Origin of the sequence: Coralloluteibacterium stylophorae (assembly GCF_018122625.2) — a bacterium.
Taxonomy (GTDB): Bacteria; Pseudomonadota; Gammaproteobacteria; order Xanthomonadales; family Xanthomonadaceae; genus Coralloluteibacterium; species Coralloluteibacterium stylophorae.
The window spans coordinates 1-21305 of record NZ_JAGQFT020000005.1; the positions used below are offsets into that span (position 1 = coordinate 1).

At 70.6% G+C, this 21305-nt stretch carries 18 protein-coding genes; 11 read left to right on the forward strand and 7 right to left on the reverse strand.

The features are described 5' to 3' along the window. The first annotated feature begins 296 nt into the window (after window positions 1-296). A complete protein-coding gene (locus KB893_RS08540; protein ID WP_246505537.1) occupies window positions 297-3092 on the forward strand; it encodes a TonB-dependent receptor plug domain-containing protein in 2796 nt (931 codons plus the stop codon). Window positions 3093-3166: 74 nt separating this feature from the next. Here KB893_RS08540 and KB893_RS08545 read toward each other — a convergent pair whose 3' ends face one another. Further along, window positions 3167-4744, reverse strand: a complete 1578-nt coding sequence (locus tag KB893_RS08545; RefSeq protein WP_211927395.1) for a tetratricopeptide repeat-containing sulfotransferase family protein — start codon at window positions 4742-4744, stop codon at window positions 3167-3169. After that, a complete protein-coding gene (locus KB893_RS08550; protein ID WP_211927396.1) occupies window positions 4741-5586 on the reverse strand; it encodes a TatD family hydrolase in 846 nt (281 codons plus the stop codon). The genes KB893_RS08545 and KB893_RS08550 overlap by 4 nt, the downstream gene beginning before the upstream one ends. Before the next feature lie 260 nt (window positions 5587-5846). Here KB893_RS08550 and hrpB point away from each other — a divergent pair, with 260 nt between their 5' ends. Continuing rightward, window positions 5847-8324: an ATP-dependent helicase HrpB gene (hrpB, locus tag KB893_RS08555; RefSeq protein WP_338026911.1), complete on the forward strand. Its 2478-nt coding sequence runs from the start codon at window positions 5847-5849 to the stop codon at window positions 8322-8324. A 157-nt stretch (window positions 8325-8481) separates the two neighbouring features. On the opposite strand, the gene KB893_RS08560 is transcribed toward hrpB, so the two are convergent. Then, window positions 8482-9033 (reverse strand): pseudouridine synthase, encoded by a 552-nt coding sequence (locus tag KB893_RS08560; RefSeq protein ID WP_211927398.1) that lies wholly within the window; start codon window positions 9031-9033, stop codon window positions 8482-8484. Window positions 9034-9271: 238 nt separating this feature from the next. On the opposite strand from KB893_RS08560, the gene KB893_RS08565 reads away from it, so the two are divergent. Together KB893_RS08565 and folE are read left to right on the forward strand one after the other, a co-directional pair. Next, window positions 9272-11062 (forward strand): ABC transporter ATP-binding protein, encoded by a 1791-nt coding sequence (locus tag KB893_RS08565; protein WP_213173611.1) that lies wholly within the window; start codon window positions 9272-9274, stop codon window positions 11060-11062. Window positions 11063-11093: 31 nt separating this feature from the next. After that, window positions 11094-11705, forward strand: a complete 612-nt coding sequence (gene folE, locus KB893_RS08570) for a GTP cyclohydrolase I FolE (RefSeq protein WP_211927992.1) — start codon at window positions 11094-11096, stop codon at window positions 11703-11705. Window positions 11706-11917: 212 nt separating this feature from the next. Here folE and KB893_RS08575 read toward each other — a convergent pair whose 3' ends face one another. The 4 genes from KB893_RS08575 to flgA all read right to left on the reverse strand — a co-directional run bounded on the left by KB893_RS08575 (window position 11918) and on the right by flgA (window position 14527). Continuing rightward, window positions 11918-13099, reverse strand: a complete 1182-nt coding sequence (locus KB893_RS08575; protein ID WP_211927991.1) for an ATP-binding protein — start codon at window positions 13097-13099, stop codon at window positions 11918-11920. A 43-nt stretch (window positions 13100-13142) separates the two neighbouring features. Beyond that, on the reverse strand, window positions 13143-13481 hold the full coding sequence (locus tag KB893_RS08580; RefSeq protein WP_211927990.1) for a flagellar protein FlgN: 339 nt from the start codon (window positions 13479-13481) through the stop codon (window positions 13143-13145). Continuing rightward, window positions 13478-13786, reverse strand: coding sequence for a flagellar biosynthesis anti-sigma factor FlgM (gene flgM / locus KB893_RS08585; protein ID WP_211927989.1), 309 nt, complete (start codon window positions 13784-13786; stop codon window positions 13478-13480). Before flgM ends, KB893_RS08580 begins: the two co-directional genes overlap by 4 nt. Before the next feature lie 78 nt (window positions 13787-13864). Further along, window positions 13865-14527 carry a flagellar basal body P-ring formation chaperone FlgA gene (flgA, locus tag KB893_RS08590; RefSeq protein WP_211927988.1) on the reverse strand — a complete coding sequence of 221 codons (663 nt, stop codon included), beginning with the start codon at window positions 14525-14527 and terminating at the stop codon, window positions 13865-13867. A gap of 463 nt (window positions 14528-14990) precedes the next feature. Between flgA and KB893_RS08595 the strand changes: the two genes are divergently transcribed. The 7 genes from KB893_RS08595 (at window position 14991) to flgG (ending at window position 21280) form a co-directional block, all read left to right on the forward strand. Then, a complete protein-coding gene (locus KB893_RS08595) occupies window positions 14991-15926 on the forward strand; it encodes a chemotaxis protein (protein WP_211926853.1) in 936 nt (311 codons plus the stop codon). A 313-nt stretch (window positions 15927-16239) separates the two neighbouring features. Next, entirely contained in the window at window positions 16240-16641 is a 402-nt protein-coding gene (flgB, locus tag KB893_RS08600; protein WP_211926854.1) for a flagellar basal body rod protein FlgB, read from the forward strand. 13 nt (window positions 16642-16654) lie between these two features. Further along, on the forward strand, window positions 16655-17062 hold the full coding sequence (flgC, locus tag KB893_RS08605) for a flagellar basal body rod protein FlgC (RefSeq protein WP_211926855.1): 408 nt from the start codon (window positions 16655-16657) through the stop codon (window positions 17060-17062). Window positions 17063-17077: 15 nt separating this feature from the next. Beyond that, on the forward strand, window positions 17078-17746 hold the full coding sequence (locus KB893_RS08610; RefSeq protein WP_211926856.1) for a flagellar hook assembly protein FlgD: 669 nt from the start codon (window positions 17078-17080) through the stop codon (window positions 17744-17746). Between the two features lie 42 nt (window positions 17747-17788). Next, the gene (gene flgE, locus KB893_RS08615; RefSeq protein WP_211926857.1) at window positions 17789-19003 is read left to right on the forward strand and encodes a flagellar hook protein FlgE; all 1215 of its coding nucleotides are present in this window, start codon (window positions 17789-17791) and stop codon (window positions 19001-19003) included. Window positions 19004-19671: 668 nt separating this feature from the next. Then, on the forward strand, window positions 19672-20433 hold the full coding sequence (locus KB893_RS08620; protein WP_211926858.1) for a flagellar basal body rod protein FlgF: 762 nt from the start codon (window positions 19672-19674) through the stop codon (window positions 20431-20433). Between the two features lie 61 nt (window positions 20434-20494). Further along, complete coding sequence (gene flgG / locus KB893_RS08625; protein WP_211926859.1) at window positions 20495-21280, forward strand: flagellar basal-body rod protein FlgG; 786 nt, start codon at window positions 20495-20497, stop codon at window positions 21278-21280. Window positions 21281-21305: the final 25 nt, after the last annotated feature.

The following is a 21305-nucleotide window of genomic DNA, read 5'->3' on the forward strand; positions in this document are numbered from 1 at the left end:
GGCGGCACCGCTACAACCACACCCGCCCGCATCGCGCCCTCGGCGGCCTTCCGCCGGTTCGCTTCGCGATGGCACACTCACCCACTGCCTCTAGTTCTGGCTGACTCGAAAGAACGAGGACGCTTCACAACTTGTGTAAAAAACGGTTGGAACTTTGGTAAGCATTCAGCTAGGTTCGAAGATCGGATTCAGATCCGGTACAGACTGACCCTAGGGGACTACACATGCTCGCCAATGCTTTACCCCGTGCACCGCGCCGTAGCCGACTCACTGCCGCACTCCTCACAGCGCTCGTCATGCCCCTGCCGGGCCTGGCCCTTGCCCAGAGCAGCGATGCGTCCGCCGAGACGGCGTCCAACGCCTCCACGCTCGACCGCGTCACCGTCACCGGTTCGCTGATCCCGCAGACGGATATCGAGACCTACGCGCCCGTTACCACCATCACAGCCGAGGACATCCAGGCGCGCGGCTTCACCAGCGTCGCCGATGTGCTGCAGCAGGCATCCATCTCGACCGGCGGCGTGCAGGGCGGTCAGACCTCCGCGTCGTTCACGCAGGGCGCCGAGGCCGTCAGCATGTTCAGCCTCGATCCGGGGTACACGAAGTACCTGATCAACGGCCGCCCGATGGCCAACTACCCGGCGCTGTACAACGGCAGCGACGTGTTCAACAACGTCAGCGGGATTCCGGTCGATCTCGTGGAGCGCATCGAGATCCTGCCCGGCGGCCAGTCCTCGTTGTACGGCTCAGACGCCATCGCCGGCGTCATCAACGTGATCCTCAAGGATCGGGTCGACGGCCCCAGCCTCGCCATCCGCGGGGGCACCTACACCGAGGGCGGCGGCAACTCGTTCCGCGCCAGCTTCGCGGACGGCTTCGAGGCGGCGGACGGTCGCCTCAACGTCCTGTACGGTCTGCAGTACGAGACGCGTAATGCGATCTGGGGCTACCAGCGCGACCTGACCGACAGCTACAACACCGACGGCTACTCCGCGCCGATCGCCAGCCGCGACTTCCTGGTCTACGGCTATACCGACATCGCGAACCAGGGGCTAGGCAATTTCGGCTATGTGTTCGCCGACCCGGCCAACTGCGCCAACGTCGAAGGCCTCTTCGGCGGCAACGAGGGCTTCCAGTCGCGGCCTGGCTCTGGCGACTACTGCGGCACATTCGTCTCGCCCGGCTACCGCACCCTGCGCAACGCCAAGGACAGCGGCCAGTTCTACACGAACATCGAGTTCGACCTGAACGACAACCACCAGCTCTACGCCCAGTATCTCTTCAGCCACGAAGAGGTGGACTACGCAACCGGCTCGAACTACACCTGGTGGGGAACCGGGTCGAAGTGGGGCTACTACTACGATCCCGACTTGGACGGGCTGGTCAACCTGCAGCGGGCGTTCGCACCCGAGGACATTGGCGGCAACGGCTACGACGAGATCACCAACCAGGATCGCACCAACTCCTACATGGTCAGCTTCGGCGCGAAGGGCTTCTTCGGCGAAGGATGGGACTACGACATCGGTGCGACGCGCACGCAGTACCGCCTGAAGGAGCACAGCTGGGTCCGCTTCGCCGACCCCATCAACGACTGGTTCCAGGAGAACGTGCTGGGCCCGCAGCTGGGCGTGGATCCCTACTACGGCGCGTACCCGGTCTTCAGCCCCGACTATGCGGCGTTCTATCAGCCGATCTCGCCGGAGGACTTCGCGAGCTTCACCGGATTCGTCAACAACAGCAGCAAGACCTGGGACAACATGCTGCGCGCCGCGGTGACCAATGCCGCCCTGTTCGGCCTGCCCGGCGGAGACGCTGGCCTCGCCGTCGTCGTCGAGGGCGGCAACCAGGGTTGGGACTACTCGCCGGACTACCGGTTGCTGCCCGACGTCGCCGGAATCTGGGGCACGACGGCGGTGAGCGGCGGCGGCCACCGCACCCGCTATGCGGTCACCAGCGAGCTGCGCCTGCCGCTGTGGGATCCGCTGACGGTGACGCTGTCCGGCCGCTATGACGAGTTCGACGCCTACGGCAACACCGTCGACAAGCCGACCTACAGCGTCGGCATCGAGTATCGTCCGATCGACAGCCTGCTGTTCCGCGGCAAGTACGGCACCGCGTTCAGGGCGCCGACGCTGTCCGACACGTTCCAGGGTCCGAGCGGCTACTACAGCACCGCCACCGACTACTGGGCCTGCTTCGACCAGGAAGGGTTCGCCCCGGGTGAGACGGATGACTGCTCGTTCGACTCCACCCAGTACTTCGGCACGCAGGAGGGCAACGCGGAACTGGAGCCGATCGAGGCCGACGTCTGGAACGCCGGTGTCGTCTGGGCGCCGACCAACAACTTCTCGCTCGCGGTCGACTACTACTCCTGGGACATCCGCAACGAGGTGGATACCCAGAGCACCGACCAGCTCCTGCTGCAGGAGTACCGATGCCGCAGCGGCCAGGAGGACATCAACTCGGCGAGCTGCCAGCAGGCCCTGGAGTGGGTGGGGCGCGGCCCGACCGGCCTGCTGAGCACGGTGTACACGCCGAAGGTCAACGTGGCCCAGCAGACGCTCGAGGCAGCCACCGTCACCGTCAACTACATGCTCGACATCGGCCGCTATGGTTCGTTGCGCTTCAATGGCAACTACACGAACATGCTGTCGCACTTCGTGCAGCCACTGCCCACGGACGACAAGATCGACCTGCTGCGCGATCCCTACTACATGTGGATCTACGATGCCTACGCAAAGACGCGTGCGGACGCCTCGGTCGCCTGGGACATCAGCAACTGGACGACGACGCTGTACGTCAACCGCATCGGCAGTACGCCGAACTACCTGGCCTACTCCGCGGGCAGCTACGACTATGAGGTCAACGGCGCTGAAGCCGGGACGTGGGCGCCGTACATCACCTACAACGCGAGCGTGAACTGGCGCGCGACCGACGATATCCAGTTCTCGCTGCTGGTGAACAACGTGCTCAACAAGATGCCCGACGATCAGGCGAGCAACTACCCCGGCACCAGCAGCACGCCGTACAACAACTACCTCTACAACGTGTACGGCCGTTCGCTCATGGCGGAGATGCGCTTCCAGTTCTGACGCATCGCCCCCCTCTCCACTCCGGACTCCGCTTCGGCGGGGTCCTTTTTTTTGGACGGGAGGAGGCTGTTGACTCAGGTCCGTGTGTCTATGCCGGCTTCTTCGAGCAGGGTGAGGAGTCCGCTGAGCTGCGACTCGTAGTTGCGCCAGCGGCCGACAGCGTTGCGGTGGACGCCGTCGCGTACCTGTACCGTGCTGGCTGTGGCGACGGGAGCGATGTTGTCCTGAGGGCGCAGGCAGGCGTCGCACCATCGGAGACCAACCGCCTCCAGCAGCTGCCGCACCGTCGCCTCGGGTGCTTCGACCAGCGTCTCGTAATGCAGTTCATGGATACGGTTTGGCAGCACGTGCTTCCAGTGGCGCACCAGGCGCTCGAACTGGATGTAGTGCCTGCCCGTATCGAGCAGATCGAAGGAGTAGTCGTAGTAGGACGACTGAAGACTGAAGAGCTGCCTGAAGTTGCCGAGGCAGGTGTCCAGCGGATCGCGTCGCAGCAGCACGATCCGGGCGCGGGGAAAGGCCCGCGCGATGAAGCCCAGGTACAGGAAGTTGTGCGGCAGCTTGTCGATGAAGCGTGGTGTGCGTCCAGTCACTGAGCGCGTTGAGGCAAGGTAGGCCTCGCCGAGGGCGCGCATGTCCGCGCGGGCGCCGGCGGCCACGGTATCGGGATCGATGAGCAGTGGAGTGCGGCTGCCGGACGCCCGCTTGAGCTCGATGCCAAACTGCTGCAGCTCTCCAGCCGACGTCACATCCGGATGGTTGCTGAGGATGCGGTCGACCAGCGTCGTGCCGGAGCGCGGCATGCCGACCACGAAGATCGGCTCCTCGCTTTCCGCTCCACCTTCATCCTCGATGGGTGCGGGGAAGGCGTCGATCAGTGCATCGACGAGCGCGGCGTCTCGTGCCGCCGGAGAGCCGCGACCGGCTCCGCCGGCCGCCTTGCCGCGCTGCAGATGTCCGAAGGCTGCGGCATGGTCACCGACATCCTCCAGCTCCTTGGCCAGCGCAAGGTGTAGGTAGAGCTGAGGCTCGGGTGCCTGAGGCGCCTCCGCGAGCATGGCGCGGAGTCGTTCGAGGTGATTGCTCGCAGGCGTCTGCCGCGTGAGCTGGGCCAGGGAAAGGTGCGCCTTCCAGTAGCCGGGCTGCAGCGCGACGCATGCCTCGAGTTCGACAGTGGCTTCTTCGATACGGCCGGCGAAGGTGAGCGCCGTGCCATGGTTGAAGCGGTACGCGGCGTTGCGCGGCTGCAGCTGCGCGAGTCTGGCGTAGACGGGAAGCGCTGCCTCGTACGCGTTGCCCAGGGTGAAGACCAGGCCGAGCGTGTCGAGGGTCATCGGATCCGCGGGCGCCATCGCCCAGGCCCGCCGGGCGGCTTCGAGCGCAGGTAGCGGCCGGTGCGCCGACAGCAGCGCGCGCGCGAACTGTGCCAGGTAATCCGCGCGCTGCGGATTCAGGCGGGTCGCGTGCTGCAGATGGGTCAGCGCCCGTGGCATCTGTCTCAGTTCGAGGGCGGCCACGCCGGCAACGAAGTGGACGCCGGCATGCTGGGGACGGGCTTCGAGCAGCGAATCGGCGAGCCTCAGTGCCTGGGTCCAGTCGCGGCGGTTGAGCGCCTCCACGGCGCCGCGATAGACAGCGTGGATGTCGATCATCGACCACCTTCCGGCCGGGGAGTGGACATGCCCGCCGCGGACCTCATCGCTTCGCCGCCCAAGCCGAAGAACGCCTCCGCCGTCGCGGTGCTGCGGGCGGCGGTGGTGGCGATGTCCTCGCTGCGGTCGCGGGCGAGTTCATCGACGACGTGGGCGAGGAAGGCGGGCTCGTTGCGGCGCGACTTCGGCGCTGGCTTCAGCGTGCGCGGCAGGAGGTAGGGCGCATCGGTCTCGACCATCATCCGCGCGTGCGGGATGTGCGGGACGAGTTCGCGCAGGTGCGCGCCGCGGCGTTCGTCGCACAGCCAGCCGGTGATGCCGATGTGCCAGTCGCGGTCGAGACAGGCGAACAGTTCCTCGCGCGTGCCGGTGAAGCAGTGGACGACTGCCGGACCGATGCGGCCCTCGAACTCCTTCATGATCGCGACGAAGTCGCCATGCGCATCGCGCTGGTGCAGGAACAGCGGCTTGCCGGTCTCCGCCGCGATCTCGAGCTGGCGCTCGAACGCACGGCGCTGGGCCGGGCGCGGCGAGAAGTCGCGGAAGTAGTCGAGCCCGCATTCGCCCACCGCCACCACCTGCGGGTGCGCATGCAGGGCGCGCATCTCGGCGTCGCACTCATCGGTGTACTCGCTGGCGTGGTGCGGATGCACGCCCGCCGTCGCGTAGAGCAGGCCCGGATGCGCCTGCGCGAGCGCCAGCGCCTTCGGCGAATGTTCGCGGCTCGCGCCGGTGACGATCATCTTCGCCACGCCGGCGGCGCGCGCGCGGGTGAGCACGGCGTCGAGGTCGTGCCCGAAGCTTTCGTGGGTGAGGTTGGCGCCGATGTCGATGAGCTGCATGCGAGGAGTGGGTCGAGAGGAGTGAGGAGAGGGGCGCGGATACCAGCCCCGCGTGTAGTGGCAGCGCATATGGTCGCATCGGGCGGTGACGGCTCCCACCCGGCCCCTCCGCCTGGCACGTGATGTCCTGCGCACGACGCTCCCGGCGGCGGACATCTCTGCGAACAGGTGACCGCCGCCGCGGGAAGGCCGCACACTGCTCCGCTGCACGTCCGCGCCTCTTTTTCGTCACTCCCTCGACTCACGCCTCGCTTCCGTCCGTGTTCCCGATCACGCCGCTCCTGCCCGACATCCTCGCCTCGCTCGCGGCGCATCCGCGCCTGGTGCTGGAGGCGCCGCCGGGCGCGGGCAAGACCACCCAGGTGCCGCCGGCGCTGCTCGACGCGTCGTGGCTCGAAGGCCGCAAGATCGTGATGCTGGAGCCGCGCCGGGTCGCGGCGCGCGCGGCGGCCGGCTTCATGGCGCGGGCGCGGGGCGAGGAACCCGGCGCGACCGTCGGCTACCGCATCCGCTTCGAGAACCGCGTCTCGCCGCGCACGCGGATCGAGGTGGTGACCGAAGGCATCCTCACCCGCATGATCCAGGACGATCCGCTGCTCGACGACGTCGGCGCGATCGTCTTCGACGAGTTCCACGAACGCCACCTCGCCGGCGACCTCGGCCTCGCCCTGGCGCTGGACGTGCAGCAGCTCCGCGAGGACCTGCGCATCGTCGCGATGTCGGCGACGCTCGACGGCGCGCGCCTGGCGCAGTTCCTGGACGCGCCGCGGCTCACCGCGCAAGGGCGGAGCTTTCCCGTGCAAGTGGCGCATTTTCCCGCGCGACGCGACGAACCGCTGGAGCAGCAGGTGCGGCGCTGCGTGGGCGATGCTCTGGACGCGCATCCCGGCGACGTGCTCGTGTTCCTGCCCGGCGCGCGCGAGATCGCGCGCTGCCAGGCGGCGCTCGCGGCGCTCGATGCCGATGTCCTGCCGCTGCACGGCGAGCTGTCGCTGGAGGCGCAGAACGCGGCCCTCGCCCCCGATGCGCACGGCCGCCGCCGGGTGATCCTCGCCACCAACGTCGCCGAGTCCTCGGTTACCGCGCCGGGCGTGCGCGTGGTGGTCGATTCGGGCCTGGCGCGCGAGCCGCGTTTCGAGCCGAATTCGGGCTTCACCCGGCTGCAGACGGTGCTGGTGTCGCAGGCGTCGGCGGACCAGCGCGCCGGCCGCGCGGGTCGCGTCGCCGAGGGCTGGTGCTGGCGGCTGTGGCCGGAATCGCAGCGCCTGGATGCGCAGCGCAGGCCGGAGATCGCGCAGGTGGACCTCGCGGGACTGGCGCTCGAACTCGCCGGCTGGGGCAGCGCCGACCTGCGCCTGTTCGACCCGCCGCCGCCGGGTGCGCTGGCGGCCGCGCGCGACCTGCTGCGCGGCCTCGGCGCGACCGATGCGCAGGATGCGATCACGCCGCTGGGCCGGCGCATGCTCGCGCTCGGCACCCATCCGCGCCTGGCGGCGATGCTGCTGGCGCATCCCGAGCCGACCGATGCCGCGCTGGCCTGCGACCTGGTCGCCCTGGTCGAGGCGCGCGACCCGCTGCGCGGCGGCGGTGGGCTGCGCGACGACTGGACCAGCCGTCATCGCGCACTCGCCGCCTTCCGCGCCGGCCGCGGCGATGCCGATGCGCAGCGCGGCGCGCTGGCCGCGATCGACCAGGCCGCGAAGCAGTGGCGGCGGCGCCTGCGTCTCGACGCCGCGGCGCCGCGCGAGGTCGCGCCGCACCGGCTCGGCGACGTGCTGGCGCACGGCTTCCCGGAGCGCATCGCGCGCCAGCACCCGGCCGATCCACGCCGCTACCAGCTCGCCGGCGGGCGCAGCGCGCGCATCGTCGACGACTCCGCGCTCTACGGCGAGCCCTGGATCGTGATCAGCGAGCTGCGCGCCGAGGGCGCCAGCGCCGACGGTCTCGTGCTGCGCGCAGCGCCGGTGGACGAGGCCGCGCTGGAACGGGACTTCGCCGCCGCCTTCGTCGAGCAGGACCGCGTGCTCTGGGATGCGGCGAACCGCCGCATCGCCGCCGTGCGCGAGCGCCGTTTCGCGCGCATCGTGCTCGCGTCCAGGCCGCTGCCGACGCCCGACCGCAGCCGCTTCGCCGAGGCGCTGGTCGACGCGGTACGCCAGCTCGGCCTCGATGCGCTGCCGTGGACGCCGGCGCTCGGGCAATGGCGCGCGCGGGTGCGCAACCTGCGCGAGTGGATGCCCGAGCTGGGCCTGCCCGATCTCGGCGACGAGGCGCTGCTCGCCACGCTCGATAGCTGGCTGAAGCCGGCGCTGGAGGGCAGGACGCGGCTCGACGCGCTCGACGAGGCTGCGCTGGGCGAGGCCCTGAAGGCGCACGTCGACTGGCCGACACGCCAGCGCATCGACACGCTGGCGCCGGCGCGGATCGCGGTGCCTTCCGGCCTGGAGCGGGCGATCGCCTACGCCGCGGAGGCCGCGCCGGTGCTCGCGGTCAAGCTGCAGGAACTGTTCGGGCTGGCCGAGACGCCACGCATCGCCGACGGCCGCGTGCCCCTGACCCTGCACCTGCTGTCGCCCGCCGGCCGTCCGCTGCAGGTCACCCAGGACCTGGCCGGCTTCTGGGCGCGCACCTATCCGGAGGTGAAGAAGGAGATGAAGGGCCGCTACCCACGCCATCCCTGGCCGGACGACCCATGGACGGCGCAGGCCACGCACCGGGCGAAGCCGCGGGGGACGTAGCTTGGGGCGAGGGGCGGGAACAGGGAACAGGGAGCGAGGAACAGGGAACCCTGGGCCCTGGCGTGGGACGGCTGCAGCCGCGACCGCGGGTGTGGATCTGCGTCGTGCGCATGCGTCCGGCGTGCCCGCCCCCCACGGGTCGCGGCTGAAGCTGCTCCTACATGGCCGGGTCGATCTCGCGCCACTGGCCCGGCGCGAGCTCGGCGAGGGCGTGGCGGCCGATGGCGGTGCGGACCAGGCGCAGGGTCGGCAGTCCGACGGCGGCGGTCATCCGCCGCACCTGGCGGTTGCGGCCCTCGTGGATCGCGATCTCGACGAAGCTGTCGGGCACGCTCCTGCGGTAGCGCACCGGGGGATCGCGCGGCCACAGCCAGTCGGGCGCGGCGTCGAGCGTGCGCGCACGCGCCGGTCGCGTCGGCCCGTCCTTCAGCGCCACGCCCCGTCGCAGCGCCTCGAGCTGGTCCTCGTGCGGCCTGCCTTCGACCTGGACCAGGTAGGTCTTCCAGGTCTTCTGCCGCGGCTCGGCGATGCGCCGCTGCAGGCGCCCGTCGTCGGTGAGCAGCAGCAGGCCCTCGGAGTCGAAATCCAGCCGCCCCGCCGCATAGACCTCCGGCGGCAGGCCGAACGCGGCCAGCGTCGGCCGCGGCGGCTCGCTGCGGTCGGTGAACTGGCACAGCACGCCGTAGGGCTTGTTGAGGGCGATGAGCATGGAGCGGGGTGCGAGCGGAGAGGAGTGGCGCACGAGGACGCGGCGGGGACCGGAAGTGTGACATCGCGTGCATCCGACCCGCCGCCGCGCACATGCAGCATCCGATCCGGCATGCGCCCAGGCGCTGGTTCCGCTGCGCCGGAGCGGCGATGCTTCCCCGTTCCCCGTTCCCCGTTCCCCGTTCCCCGTTCCCCGTTCCCCGTTCCCCGTTCCCGATTCCCGATCCCCGAGCCAACCCATGCACCCCCTCCGCCGCCTCTTCGCCTTCGCCCGCCCCTACCGCCGCGACGCGGTCCTGGCCACCGTCTGGTCGGTGGCCAACAAGGTCATGGACGTACTGCCGGAGATCCTGATCGGCGTGGCGGTGGACGTGGTGGTCAACCGCCAGGACTCCTTCGTCGCGCGGCTGGGCGTGCCGGACCCGGTGCACCAGCTGGTCCTGCTCACCGCCGCCACGGCGTTGGTGTGGGCCTTCGAGTCGCTGTTCGAATACCTCTACGCGCTGAAGTGGCGCCGGCTCGCGCAGGACCTGCAGCACGTGCTGCGCCAGTCCGCGTACGGCCATCTGCAGGCGCTGCCGCCCGACACCATCGCCACCCAGCGCAGCGGTCGGTTGATGGCCCTGCTCAACGAGGACGTGAACCAGGTCGAGCGCTTCCTCAACACCGGCGCCAACGACCTGATCCAGGTGTTCGTGTCGTCGCTGCTGATCGGCGCGGTGTTCTTCCTGCTCACCGCCGACCTCGCCGCGCTGGCGATCCTGCCGATCCCGCTGATCCTCGTCGCCGCGTTCTGGTTCCAGAAACGCCTGGCGCCGCGCTACGCCGGCGCGCGCGACGCCGCGGCCACGCTGTCGGCGCGGCTGACCAACAACCTGCGCGGCATGGCGACGATCCAGGCCTACACCGCAGAGGCCTTCGAGGCGGCGCACCTGGAACGGGCCTCCGACGGCTTCCGCGCGCGCAACGCCGAGGCGATCCGCTACAGCGCGATGATCCACCCGGCGATCCGCATCGCGGTGCTGATCGGATTCGTCGCCACCCTGCTCTACGGCGGCGTGCTGACCCTGCGCGGCGAACTCGGCGTCGGCAGCTACTCGGCGCTGGTGTTCCTGACCCAGCGCCTGCTGTGGCCGATGACCCGGCTCGCCGACATGACCGACCTCTACAACCGCGCCATGGCCTCGGTGAACCGGATCATGGACCTGCTCGACGCGCCGCTGCCGCCGCGCCCGGCGCGTACGCTGGACGCACGCCCCGCCGGCGCGCTGGCGTTCGAGGACGTGCGCTTCGCCTACGCCGGACGGCCGGCGCTGCACGGCGTGAGCCTGGAGGTGCCGGCCGGGCGCACCGTGGCCCTGGTCGGCGGCACCGGCAGCGGCAAGAGCACGCTGCTGAAGCTGCTGCTGGGCTTCCTGCGGCCGGACGCGGGCCGGATCGCGCTCGACGGCCTCGACCTCGCCGGCGTCGACCCGCAGTCGCTGCGCCGGCACGTCGCCTACGTGGCGCAGGAGCCCTTCCTGACCGACGGCAGCGTCGCCGACAACATCGCCTACGGCGAGCGCGATGCCGACCCGGCGCGCGTCGAGGCCGCGGCGCGCGCGGCGGAAGCGCACGCCTTCGTCGCGTCCCTGCCCGACGGCTACGCCAGCCCGGTCGGCGAGGGCGGCGCCCAGCTCTCCGGCGGCCAGCGGCAGCGGATTGCGCTGGCGCGCGCGCTGTACCGCGACCCGGCGATCCTGATCCTCGACGAGGCGACCTCGGCGGTCGACAACGAGACCGAGGCCGCGATCCAGCGCTCGCTGGCGCGCGCTGCCGCCGGCCGCACGGTGCTGGTGGTCGCGCACCGCCTGTCGACGGTGCGCCACGCCGACGTCATCCACGTCATGGACCACGGCCGCATCGTCGAGAGCGGCAGCCACGACGAACTCCTCACCCGCGACGGCACCTATGCCGGGCTGTGGCGCCTGCAGACCGGCGAGACGCTGGATGCCGCGGCGCAGGCTGATGCGCCGGCGGCGGCCGGCTAGACTTCGCGGTTTGCACGCACGCGGAGCAGGCATGAGCGCCGACAACGACACCCCGGTCACCCAGGAACAGGCCGAGGCGGCCGTGCGCACGCTGCTGCGCTGGGCCGGCGACGACCCGTCGCGCGAGGGCCTGCTCGACACCCCGCGCCGGGTGGCCAAGGCCTACCGCGACTGGTTCTCCGGCTACGAGACCGATCCCGAAGGCTACCTCGCCCGTACCTTCGAGGAGGTCGAGGGCTACGACGAGATGGTGGTGCTGCGCGACATCCAGTTCGAGTCGCACTGCGAGCACCACATGGCACCGATCATCGGCCGCGCCCACGTCGGCTACCTGCCGGCCGGGCGGGTGGTCGGCATCAGCAAGCTCGCCCGCGTGGTCGATGCCTACGCTCGGCGCTTCCAGGTGCAGGAGAAGCTCACCGCGCAGATCGCCGGGATCATCCAGGAGGTCCTGCAGCCGCGCGGCGTGGCCGTGGTGGTCGAGGCGGCGCACCAGTGCATGACCACCCGCGGCGTGCACAAGCGCGGCGTGTCGATGGTCACCAGCACCATGCTCGGCGAGTTTCGCGACGATCCGCGCACCCGCGGCGAGTTCCTGAGCTTCGTCGGCGTCGCCGCCGGCGGCGGCACCGGACTGCGCTGAGGCCACAGCCCGCAAAGCCGAGTGTGCTCGGGCTCCTGTGGGAGCGGCTTCAGCCGCGACGGACGTGGCACCGGCCGGTAGGTCGGGGCTGAAGCCCCTCCCACAGATGAAGCCCCTCGCACGGGTCCTGCCCTGCCGGCGCACGGTCGCGGCTGAAGCCGCTCCTACGGGGCGCGATGCCTGCCTGCGGGCGGCGCGCATGCGCGGATCGATCAGGCGGCGGCCTTCGGCTGCCGGACCGGGAGCACCACGCGGAAGGTCGTGCCCTGCCCGACCTGCGAGCTGACCTCGATGCGGCCGTTGTGCTTGGCGACGATGCCGTAGGAGATCGACAGCCCGAGGCCGGTGCCGTGGCCGACCGGCTTGGTGGTGAAGAAGGGATCGAACACCCGCGCCAGCGCATCCTCGGAGATGCCCTCGCCGCTGTCGGCGACGCTCACCCAGACCTCGTCGCCCTCGACCCCGGTCTCCAGCGCGATGGTGCCGCGCTCTCTGATGGCCTGGCCGGCGTTGACCAGGATGTTCATGAACACCTGGTTGAGCTCGGAGGGCAGGCACTCCACCGGCGGCAGTTCGCCGTAGCGCTTCTCGAGGGTGACCTTGTACTTGAGCTCGTTCCAGACGATGTTGAGGGTCGACTCCAGGCCCTTGTGCAGGTCGACCGCGCGGAAGGGCTCGTTGCGGCCGGAATAGGAGAAGTCCTTGAGATCCTGGACGATCTTGGTCACCCGCTCGATACCCTCGCGCGACTCCGACAGCAGCTGCGGCAGGTCCAGGGCGAGGAACTCGATGTCGAGTTTCTGGCGCAGCTCCTCGATCTCGGCGCGCCAGCCCGTCGGATCCGCGTCGGCCAGGGCGCGCTCGTAGGTCTCGATCAGGCTGAACACCCGGCGCAGGTAGTCCTGCAGGGTGCCCAGATTCGAATGCACGTAGCCGATCGGGTTGTTGATCTCGTGCGCCACGCCGGCGGCGAGCTGGCCGATCGAGGCCATCTTCTCCGACTGCAGCAGGATCTCCTGCGCGCCGGCGACCTGCAGGTAGTTGCGGCTGAGCTCGGCGTGGCGGCGCTCGAGCTCGGCCTCGCGCGCGCGGTCGGCGCTGGCGTCGTGCAGCAGCAGTGCGCTGCCGCCGCCATCGCGCAGCTGCACGGTGACGCGCAGGGTGCGCGGAGCGTCGGCGCTGCCGAGGGCGACGACCTGGGTGCCGGCGACGGGATGCTCGGGGAGCAGCGCGAGCAGCGGGGCGAGGCCGGCCTCGCGGTCGAAACTGGCGGCCAGGGCGTGCGCGGCGGGGTTGGCGTACTCGCAGCGGCGCGTCGCGTCGAACAGGAGGACGGCGTCGCCCAGGCGTTCGACCACCTGGTACAGGGCGTGGGGAATCGGGGATGCGCTCATGGCGGCAGTCTAGCCGCCATGGATGACCGGCGTTGCCGCGCGATCAGGCGACCGCGAGCGCGCGCGACTGCATGCCGCCGCTGGTGGCGCCGCGGGCGTTGTAGGCCGGGGCGGCGTCGAGGCGACCGAGATGGCGCAGGGCCCAGGTCACCTCGCGGCGACGGCGCGCGAGCAGGGCGCCGTTGGCGCGGTTGAGCTCGGCCAGCTCGCGGATCCGCGGCTGCGCCTCATCGGCGACCGGCTGCGCCTCGACCGCACGCAGCGCCTCCAGCTTGGCCGCGGTGGCGCGCAGCAGGGCGTCGGCATCGTGGTCGAGCAGGGCGCGGCGCTCGGCCGCGAGCGCGTCGGCCAGGCGGTCGATCGCGGGGACCGCGCCGCTCATCCCAGCGCGCTCTCGAGATCGACCAGCCGCCCGGCGATGGCGCCGGCGTCGATGCGGTAGCTGCCGGATTCGATGGCCGAGCGCAGGGCCGCGACCTTGGCGCCGTCGAAGGGCGCGTCGACATCCTGACGCTGCTGCAGGGCCTGCAGGCTGGCGCCTTCGCTGCTCAGGCGCACGCTGTCGGCGGCCGGCGTGGCGCCGACGGGGGCGCTGCGCTCGCTGCCGGCGCGTTCGATGTCCTGGCGGGCGGTCGGCTGGAGTCGATAGATGTTCGACATGCCGGCACCCTCGATCTTGTTGCTCATGTCCGTGTTCCTCGGGCGAGGTAACCCGTGTATCGGCCGGGGCGCGGCGGACTTTAGCGGGTTTTTGACGCTGCCCGTTCAGCGGCCGACCAGCACCTCCCCGCCCGGCCCCACCCGGCCCTGGACCACGCGGCGGCTGGAGGCGTTCTCCACCGTCACCCGGTCGTCGACGCCGCCGTCGCCGAGCGCCCGCCCGGCCATGCGGATCTCCAGGCCGCCCTCGCGCGAGACCAGGGTCACGCTGTCGCCGCGGCGGACCAGGCGCGGCGACATCAGGTCGTTGGCGGCGAGCACGGTGCCCGCCTGCAGCAGGCGGCGTGCGCTGCGGCCGACGGCCGAGCCGGCGTCGGTCAGCGGCGCACCGAGGATGCGGCCGGCATCGCGGGATTCGACCACGAAATCGGCCTCCGACAGCGTCGCCCCCGCGGCCACGTTGCGGACCAGGACCAGCACGTCCTGGCTGCGGCGCACCCGCACCGGCACGAACAGGCGCCAGCCCGAGGCGTCGGTGCAGCGGACCTCGACGGTGCCGGCATTCGCCGCCTGCCCGGCCAGGCCGGCCGGACACGCCGGCAGCCGCAGCGCCGGATCGACGCTGGCCTCGGCCTCGACGTCCCCGCCACCCCCGGCGACCGCGGCCAGCGCCGCCGCCTCGATGTTGGCGACAGGTTCGAACTCCATCGCCGCGGCGGAGCCGACGGCGGCGAGCAGGATCACGAGCAGGAAGAAGTGGTGGCGCATGGCGGCTGCGGGTGAGCGGAGACGGGGACGGCGTGCAAGGGGTGTGCCGTTGGGGGGTGAAGCGGGAAGGGGGAAGGGTGGGGCGGGAAGGGGGAATGGAGAGGCGCGCGGAGCGTGGGTATGGCGCAGGGGGAATGGGGGAACGGGGGAACAGGGAACAGGGAACAGGGAACAGGGAACAGGGAACAGGGAACAGGGAACAGGGAACAGGGAACCGCGGCGGGCGCCGTTGTGGGAGCGGCTTCAGCCGCGACCGTCGGAGCGCGGGCGCCTGGCTCCCATGCGTCGGGGCTGAAGCCCCTCCCACAGGTCGCGGCTGAAGCCGCTCCTACCGAGCGGGTGGCGTCCCGCCGTGCAACCTCCAGGTCCCGATTCCCCATTCCCCATTCCCGCCACTGCCCACCCCCACGTCCCGACCCGCTCCACCCCTCAAGTTGCCCGCCGCGCCGCCGATGTCCTGCCCATGCGCCACGATCTGCTCGACCGAATCGACCAACGTACCCGGCTGGCCGGCCACAACCGGCTGGCGCTGCTGCTGTTCCGCCTGGGCGGACTGCAGCTGTTCGGGATCAACGTGTTCAAGGTGCAGGAGGTCCTGCGCCGGCCGCCGCTGTTCCGCCTGCCGCAGCTGGCGGCGGAGTTCGAGGGCGTGGCCGACGTGCGCGGGCGCTCGGTGCCGGTGCTGGACCTGGGCCGTTCGATCGCCCATCCCGAGCGCGACGTCGCCGGCGAGGCCAGCTACCTGATCGTGAGCGAGTTCAACCGCTCGGTGCAGGGCTTCCTGGTGAGCGCGGTCGACCGCATCGTCAACATCGCGGTCGAGGACGTCTCGCCGCCGCCGGAGATCGGCGGGGAGCAGACCTACCTGACCGCGGTGGCCCGCTACAACGACGAGCTGATCCAGGTGATCGACGTCGAGCGCGTTCTCGCCGAACTCTCCGACAACCGCATGGTCCCGGCGATGAGCCGGCCCTCGGTGCTGCCTGCCGGCCACGCGCTGCAGGTGCTGGTGGTCGACGACTCGCGGGTCGCCTGCAACCAGATCCGCGCCGTGCTCGACCAGCTCGACGTCGGGACCACCGTGATGTCGGACGGTCGCCAGGCGCTCGACCATCTCAAGCGGATGGCCGCCAGCGGCGAGGATCCGGTCCGCCACTACGCGATGGTCATCTCCGACATCGAGATGCCGGTCATGGACGGCTACACCCTGACCACCGAGATCCGCCGCGATCCCGCGCTCGCCGGCCTCTTCGTGCTCCTGCACACCTCGCTGTCGGGCGTGTTCAACAACGCCATGGTCCAGCGCGTCGGCGCCGACGCCTTCGTCCCCAAGTACTCCGCCGACGAACTCGCCTCGCACGTGCAGAGCCGGCTGATGGATGTGCTGCAGGCGGCGTGAGCGGGTGAGCGGTCAAGGTGAATCGGGAATCGGGAAAGGGGAATCGGGAAAGGGGAATCGGGAAAGGGAGGGCGCGCTCTTGATGATGCCCCGCACCGGTAGACACCTGGAGCGACATCTGTAGGAGCGGCTTCAGCCGCGACCGGCCGCTCCCACACAGCACCCGCCCCGATCGTGCGCACGGCACCGGTCGGACTGCGGCGCCCCACGGACGACACGCCTCCCGCTCCCGATTCCCCATTCCCGATTCCCGCCCCCCCCACTGGCACACCGATTGCCTAGTCATCCGCACCACGATCCCGCGGGGGCGGTCATGACGAGTCCCTTCTCGTCCGTATTCGGAGTCCATGGCGAGGCACTGGCGCTGCGCGAGCAGCGCATGAAGCTGATCGCCTCCAACCTGGCCAACGCCGACACGCCGAACTACAAGGCGCGCGACCTGGACTTCAGCCGCGCGCTGGAGGCCGCGACCAGCGGGGCGGCGCCGGAGGGCGGTCTGCAGAAGACCAGCGTCCTGCACCTCGACGCGTCGGGCCAGCTCGCCGGCAGCGCCGTGTTCGAGCGCAATCCCCTGCAGCCCAGCCTCGACGGCAACACCGTCGACACCAGCTCCGAGCAGGCCGCCTACGGCCGCGCCGCGCTGGAGTACCGCGCCAGCCTGTCCTTCTTCGAGGGCAAGGTGCGCGGCCTGTTGACCGCGATCACCGGCCAGTGACGGAGGCCCGCGCATGAGTTCGCTCCCCATCTTCGACGTCGCCGGTTCGGCGATGGCCGCGCAGTCGCTGCGGCTGAACACGATCGCCTCCAACCTGGCCAACGCCGAGTCCGTGGCCTCGACCGCGGAGGGCGCCTACAAGGCGCGGCAGCCGCTGTTCTCGGCGGTCGTCGACCCGACCCGGCCCGACCTCACCGGCGTCCAGGTCACCCGGGTGCAGGAGAGCCGCGCCGAAGCGGTCAAGCGCTACGAGCCGGGCCACCCGCTCGCCGACGCCGACGGCTACGTCTACGCCCCCGACATCGACCCGGTCGGACAGATGGTCGACCTCATCTCCGCCTCGCGTGGCTACCAGGCCGGCGTCGAGGTGCTCAACACCGCCAAGGAATTGGCGCTCGCCACCCTCAACCTCGGCAAGTAAGGACCGGCCCTCGCCATGACCACCGTCGGCAGCACCCAGAGCAGCACCTACGCGGACCTCGGCCTCGCCGCGACCACCGTCGCCAAAGAGGAGTCGATGGGCCAGGCCGACTTCCTGACCCTGCTGACCGAACAGCTCAAGCACCAGGATCCGCTGAACCCGATGGAGAACAGCGACTTCGTCGCCCAGCTCGCGCAGTTCACCCAGGTGCAGGGCATCCAGGAGATGCAGACCTCGCTGAACGCGATGGCCAGCGTCATGGAATCCGACCAGGCCCTGCGCGCGGTGGCCCTGGTCGGCCACGAGGCGCTGGTCGATGCCTCCAGCATCCAGCTCAAGGAGGGCGTGGGCCTGAGCGGGCAGGTCGAGGCCGAGACCGCCGGCACCGTCACCGTCGACATCACCGACGCCGACGGCGCGCTGGTGCGCCGCCTCACCGTCGCGGCCGAAGGCGCCGGCAGCGTGCCCTTCACCTGGGACGGCCTGGATGCCGATGGCGAGACCGCACCGGCCGGCGTGTATTCCATCACCGCGAGCCAGGGGGCGGGCGATGCCGCCGTGGCCCTGCCCGCCACCCTTCGCGCCAAGGTCGAGAGCGTCGCGCTCGAATCCAGCGGCCTGTCCCTCAACCTCGAGGGCATCGGTTCGGTGCGCCTCGGCGCGATCCGCAACGTCGGCGGCTGACGCCGCTTCTCTCGCAGTCCTTACGATCCTCCGGAGTCCACCATGAGCTTCCGCACGTCACTGTCGGGGATGAACGCGGCCAACGCCGACCTCAACGTCACCGCCAACAACATCGCCAACGTCAACACCACCGGCTTCAAGGAATCGCGCGCCGAATTCGGCGACGTCTTCGCGGTCTCGCCCTACGGCCTGGCGCGCAACGCCATCGGCGCCGGCGCCAAGCTGACCAACGTCGCCCAGCAGTTCAGCCAGGGCAACATCGACTTCACCGACCGCAGCCTGGACATGGCCATCAGCGGCGAGGGCTTCTTCACCGTCGCCGATTCCAGCGGCCTGGCCTATACCCGGGCCGGCAACTTCCAGACCGACAACAACGGCTTCGTCGTCACCCCGACCGGACAGCGCCTGCAGGTGTTCCCGGCCACCGCCGACGGCACCATCGAGACCGGGCGCCTGGCCGACCTGCAGATCTCCACCAGCGACGCGCCGCCGCGTGCGACCGACACCGTCACCCTGGCGACCACGCTGCCCGCCAACGCCGAGGCGCCGGTGGTGACGCCGTTCGACCCGAGCAACAGCAAGAGCTTCAACAAGTCGACCTCGCTGACCGTGTACGACTCGCTCGGCGTGGCCCACGTGCAGTCGTTCTACTACGTCAAGACCGATGCCCCGAACACCTGGGAGCTGCACACCGCGATCGACGGCAACATCGTCGGCGGTGCGACCACGCTCGAGTACGACGAGTCCGGCGCCCTGGTCGCCCCGGCCGACGGCGAGATCGCACTGGCCGGCTACCAGCCCGCCAACGGCGCGGCGATGAACCTCACCCTCGACGTCAGCGACTCGGCGCAGTACGGCGAGGCGTTCTCGGTCAACGGCCTGAGCCAGAACGGCTACGCCATGGGCCGGCTCAGCGGCATCGAGATCGGCCAGGACGGCACCGCCTATGCGCGCTACAGCAACGGCTCCTCGCGCGCGCTCGGCCAGGTCGCGATGACCCAGTTCGTCAATCCGCAGGGCCTGCAGGCGCTGGGCGACAACCTCTGGGCCGAGAGCTCCGAGGCCGGCACCCCGCGTCGCGGCACCGCCGGCTCCTCCGACTTCGGCCTGGTCGAGTCCGGCGCGCTGGAAGCCTCCAACGTCGACCTGACCGAGCAGCTGGTCAACATGATCACCGCGCAGCGCAACTTCCAGGCGAACGCGCAGATGGTCTCGACCCAGGACCAGATCACGCAGTCGGTGATCAACATCCGCTGACCTGCGCATCGCGGGGCAGTGGCCGGACGCCGCCGCTGGCGACAGCGGCGGCGTCGTCGTATGCGGCTCGCGCCAGGCGCATCGCCGCCGTAGGAGCGGCTTCAGCCGCGACCGCGCCCGTGAACCCATCACCCTGTGCGAAGGCTTCAGCCCCGACGCGGATGCATTTCGTCCCGCGCCCGTCGCGGCTGAAGCCGCTCCCACAGGTGCGCGCAGCCCACAGCCCCGCTTGCTGTTGCCGTTCGCTTTTCGGGGCCCGTGAGGCGCGGCGAGCGCCTGGAGGATCAGCCGCGAAGCGGGCGCGGACAGGGACGTCCGCGACATTCGCCTCGCGGCAGGATGCCGCGTGGCGAATGCCCGGAAGGCGATCGCGCACCCGCAGCGCGCCAGCGCTGCGGGCGTGCCGCCCGGGGTGCCCTTTCTTCTTGGTTACTTCTTCTTTGGGCAAGCAAAGAAGAAGTGACCCGGAGCCCGCAGGGCTTCGGAAGCTCTTGCTCCTGCTCCGCGGGCCATCGCCCGCGGAAGCCGGTACGGCGGGCAAGGAGCGCCGGCGTGGGGGCGGTCGCGCACGCACCGCGACGGTCCGCCGTCGCCGGGGTTCCGGCACGCCGATTGCAACGCAGGGGCTCGAGGCCCGCATCCCGCGGGCGCACGTCAGGAAACCGACGATGGACAAGGGCCTGTATGTCGCGATGACCGGTGCCAGCGCCAGCCTCAAGGCGCAGGCGGCGGTCGCGCACAACCTCGCCAACGCCGACACCACCGGCTTCAAGGCCATGGTGGTCGGCACCGAGTCCTACCAGATCCAGGGCAAGGGCCTGCCGACGCGGTTCGACGCGCTGCAGATCGAACCCGGCTACGACGCCCGCCACGGCGCGCTGGTCAGCACCGGCAACCAGCTCGACGTCGCCCTGTCCGGCGACAGCTGGCTGGCGGTGCAGGACGCCAACGGGCGCACCGCCTATACCCGCAACGGCGAGCTGCACGTCGACCCCACCGGCCTGCTCAAGACCTCGGCCGGCGAGACCGTGCTCGACGACGGCGGCAACCCGCTGGCGCTGCCGCCGAGCCAGCAGCTCACCGTCGGCGCCGACGGCACGATCTCGATGGTGCCGCTGGGCGAGGGGCCGCGCACGCTGGCCATCGTCGCGCGCATGCAGGTGGCCGAGGCCGCGCCGGGCACGCTCGAGCGCGGGCCGGACGGCCTGTTCCGGCCGCCGCCGCAGGCCGACGGCACGCCGGCCGAGCCGCTGCCGCAGGCCGCCGGCAACGTCATGACCGCCGGTGCGCTGGAGCAGAGCAACGTCGACGCCGCCGGAATGCTGGTGTCGATGATCCAGCTCGCGCGGCAGTTCGAGATGCAGGTCAAGGTCCTGAACCACGGCGACGAGAACGCCCAAGCCGCCAATTCGCTGCTGCGCCTGAGCTGATCCAGGCCCGTCCCTTTCCCATGAAGGCCGCCGCGCGCGGACCGTCGCACGGAGACATCCCATGAACCAGGCACTGTGGATCGCCAAGACCGGCCTCGACGCGCAGCAGACGCGCATGTCGGTCGTGTCCAACAACCTCGCCAACACCAACACCACCGGCTTCAAGCGCGACCGCGCCAGCTTCGAGGACCTGCTCTACCAGCAGGTGCGGCAGCCGGGCGGCGCCAGCTCGCAGCAGACCAACCTGCCGACCGGCCTGCAGCTGGGTACCGGCGTGCGCGTGGTCGCCACGGCCAAGAGCCACACCCAGGGCAACATGCTGCAGACCGGCAACGCCCTCGACGTCGCGATCAACGGCCGCGGCTTCTTCGAGGTGCTGCTGCCCGACGGCACGCCGGCCTACACCCGCGACGGCACCTTCCAGGTCAACGCCGAAGGCGAGATGGTCACCAACAGCGGCTATCCGCTGCAGCCGGGCATCCAGATCCCGGAGGGCGCGCAGTCGGTGACCATCGGCGCCGACGGCACGGTGACCGTGCAGGTCGCCGGCGATGCGCAGCCGCTGCAGGTCGGTGCGCTGACGCTGACCGACTTCATCAATCCCACCGGCCTGCAGGCGCGCGGCGAGACCCTGTTCCTGGAGACCGCCGCCAGCGGTCCGGCGCAGAACGGCGCGCCCGGCCTCACCGGCCTCGGCACCCTGGTCCAGGGCTCGCTGGAAAGCTCCAACGTCAACGTCGTCGAGGAGCTGGTCGGGATGATCGAGACCCAGCGCGCCTACGAGATGAACGCCAAGGCGATCTCCACCACCGACAGCATGCTCGGCTACCTCAACAACAACGTCTGACGCCCGCGCGTCCCTCCGGATCACC

What these genes read in the sequence shown, in the direction of transcription:
- flgB (WP_211926854.1), top strand. Translation starts at nt 16,240, where the DNA reads ATGACGAGTCCCTTCTCGTCCGTATTCGGAGTCCATGGCGAGGCACTG.
- KB893_RS08565 (WP_213173611.1), top strand. Translation starts at nt 9,272, where the DNA reads ATGCACCCCCTCCGCCGCCTCTTCGCCTTCGCCCGCCCCTACCGCCGC.
- KB893_RS08540 (WP_246505537.1), top strand. Translation starts at nt 297, where the DNA reads ATGCCCCTGCCGGGCCTGGCCCTTGCCCAGAGCAGCGATGCGTCCGCC.
- KB893_RS08560 (WP_211927398.1), bottom strand. Translation starts at nt 9,033, where the DNA reads ATGCTCATCGCCCTCAACAAGCCCTACGGCGTGCTGTGCCAGTTCACC.
- KB893_RS08550 (WP_211927396.1), bottom strand. Translation starts at nt 5,586, where the DNA reads ATGCAGCTCATCGACATCGGCGCCAACCTCACCCACGAAAGCTTCGGG.
- KB893_RS08595 (WP_211926853.1), top strand. Translation starts at nt 14,991, where the DNA reads ATGCGCCACGATCTGCTCGACCGAATCGACCAACGTACCCGGCTGGCC.
- flgE (WP_211926857.1), top strand. Translation starts at nt 17,789, where the DNA reads ATGAGCTTCCGCACGTCACTGTCGGGGATGAACGCGGCCAACGCCGAC.
- flgG (WP_211926859.1), top strand. Translation starts at nt 20,495, where the DNA reads ATGAACCAGGCACTGTGGATCGCCAAGACCGGCCTCGACGCGCAGCAG.
- flgM (WP_211927989.1), bottom strand. Translation starts at nt 13,786, where the DNA reads ATGAGCAACAAGATCGAGGGTGCCGGCATGTCGAACATCTATCGACTC.
- flgC (WP_211926855.1), top strand. Translation starts at nt 16,655, where the DNA reads ATGAGTTCGCTCCCCATCTTCGACGTCGCCGGTTCGGCGATGGCCGCG.
- KB893_RS08610 (WP_211926856.1), top strand. Translation starts at nt 17,078, where the DNA reads ATGACCACCGTCGGCAGCACCCAGAGCAGCACCTACGCGGACCTCGGC.
- KB893_RS08575 (WP_211927991.1), bottom strand. Translation starts at nt 13,099, where the DNA reads ATGAGCGCATCCCCGATTCCCCACGCCCTGTACCAGGTGGTCGAACGC.
- KB893_RS08545 (WP_211927395.1), bottom strand. Translation starts at nt 4,744, where the DNA reads ATGATCGACATCCACGCTGTCTATCGCGGCGCCGTGGAGGCGCTCAAC.
- KB893_RS08580 (WP_211927990.1), bottom strand. Translation starts at nt 13,481, where the DNA reads ATGAGCGGCGCGGTCCCCGCGATCGACCGCCTGGCCGACGCGCTCGCG.
- KB893_RS08620 (WP_211926858.1), top strand. Translation starts at nt 19,672, where the DNA reads ATGGACAAGGGCCTGTATGTCGCGATGACCGGTGCCAGCGCCAGCCTC.
- folE (WP_211927992.1), top strand. Translation starts at nt 11,094, where the DNA reads ATGAGCGCCGACAACGACACCCCGGTCACCCAGGAACAGGCCGAGGCG.
- flgA (WP_211927988.1), bottom strand. Translation starts at nt 14,527, where the DNA reads ATGCGCCACCACTTCTTCCTGCTCGTGATCCTGCTCGCCGCCGTCGGC.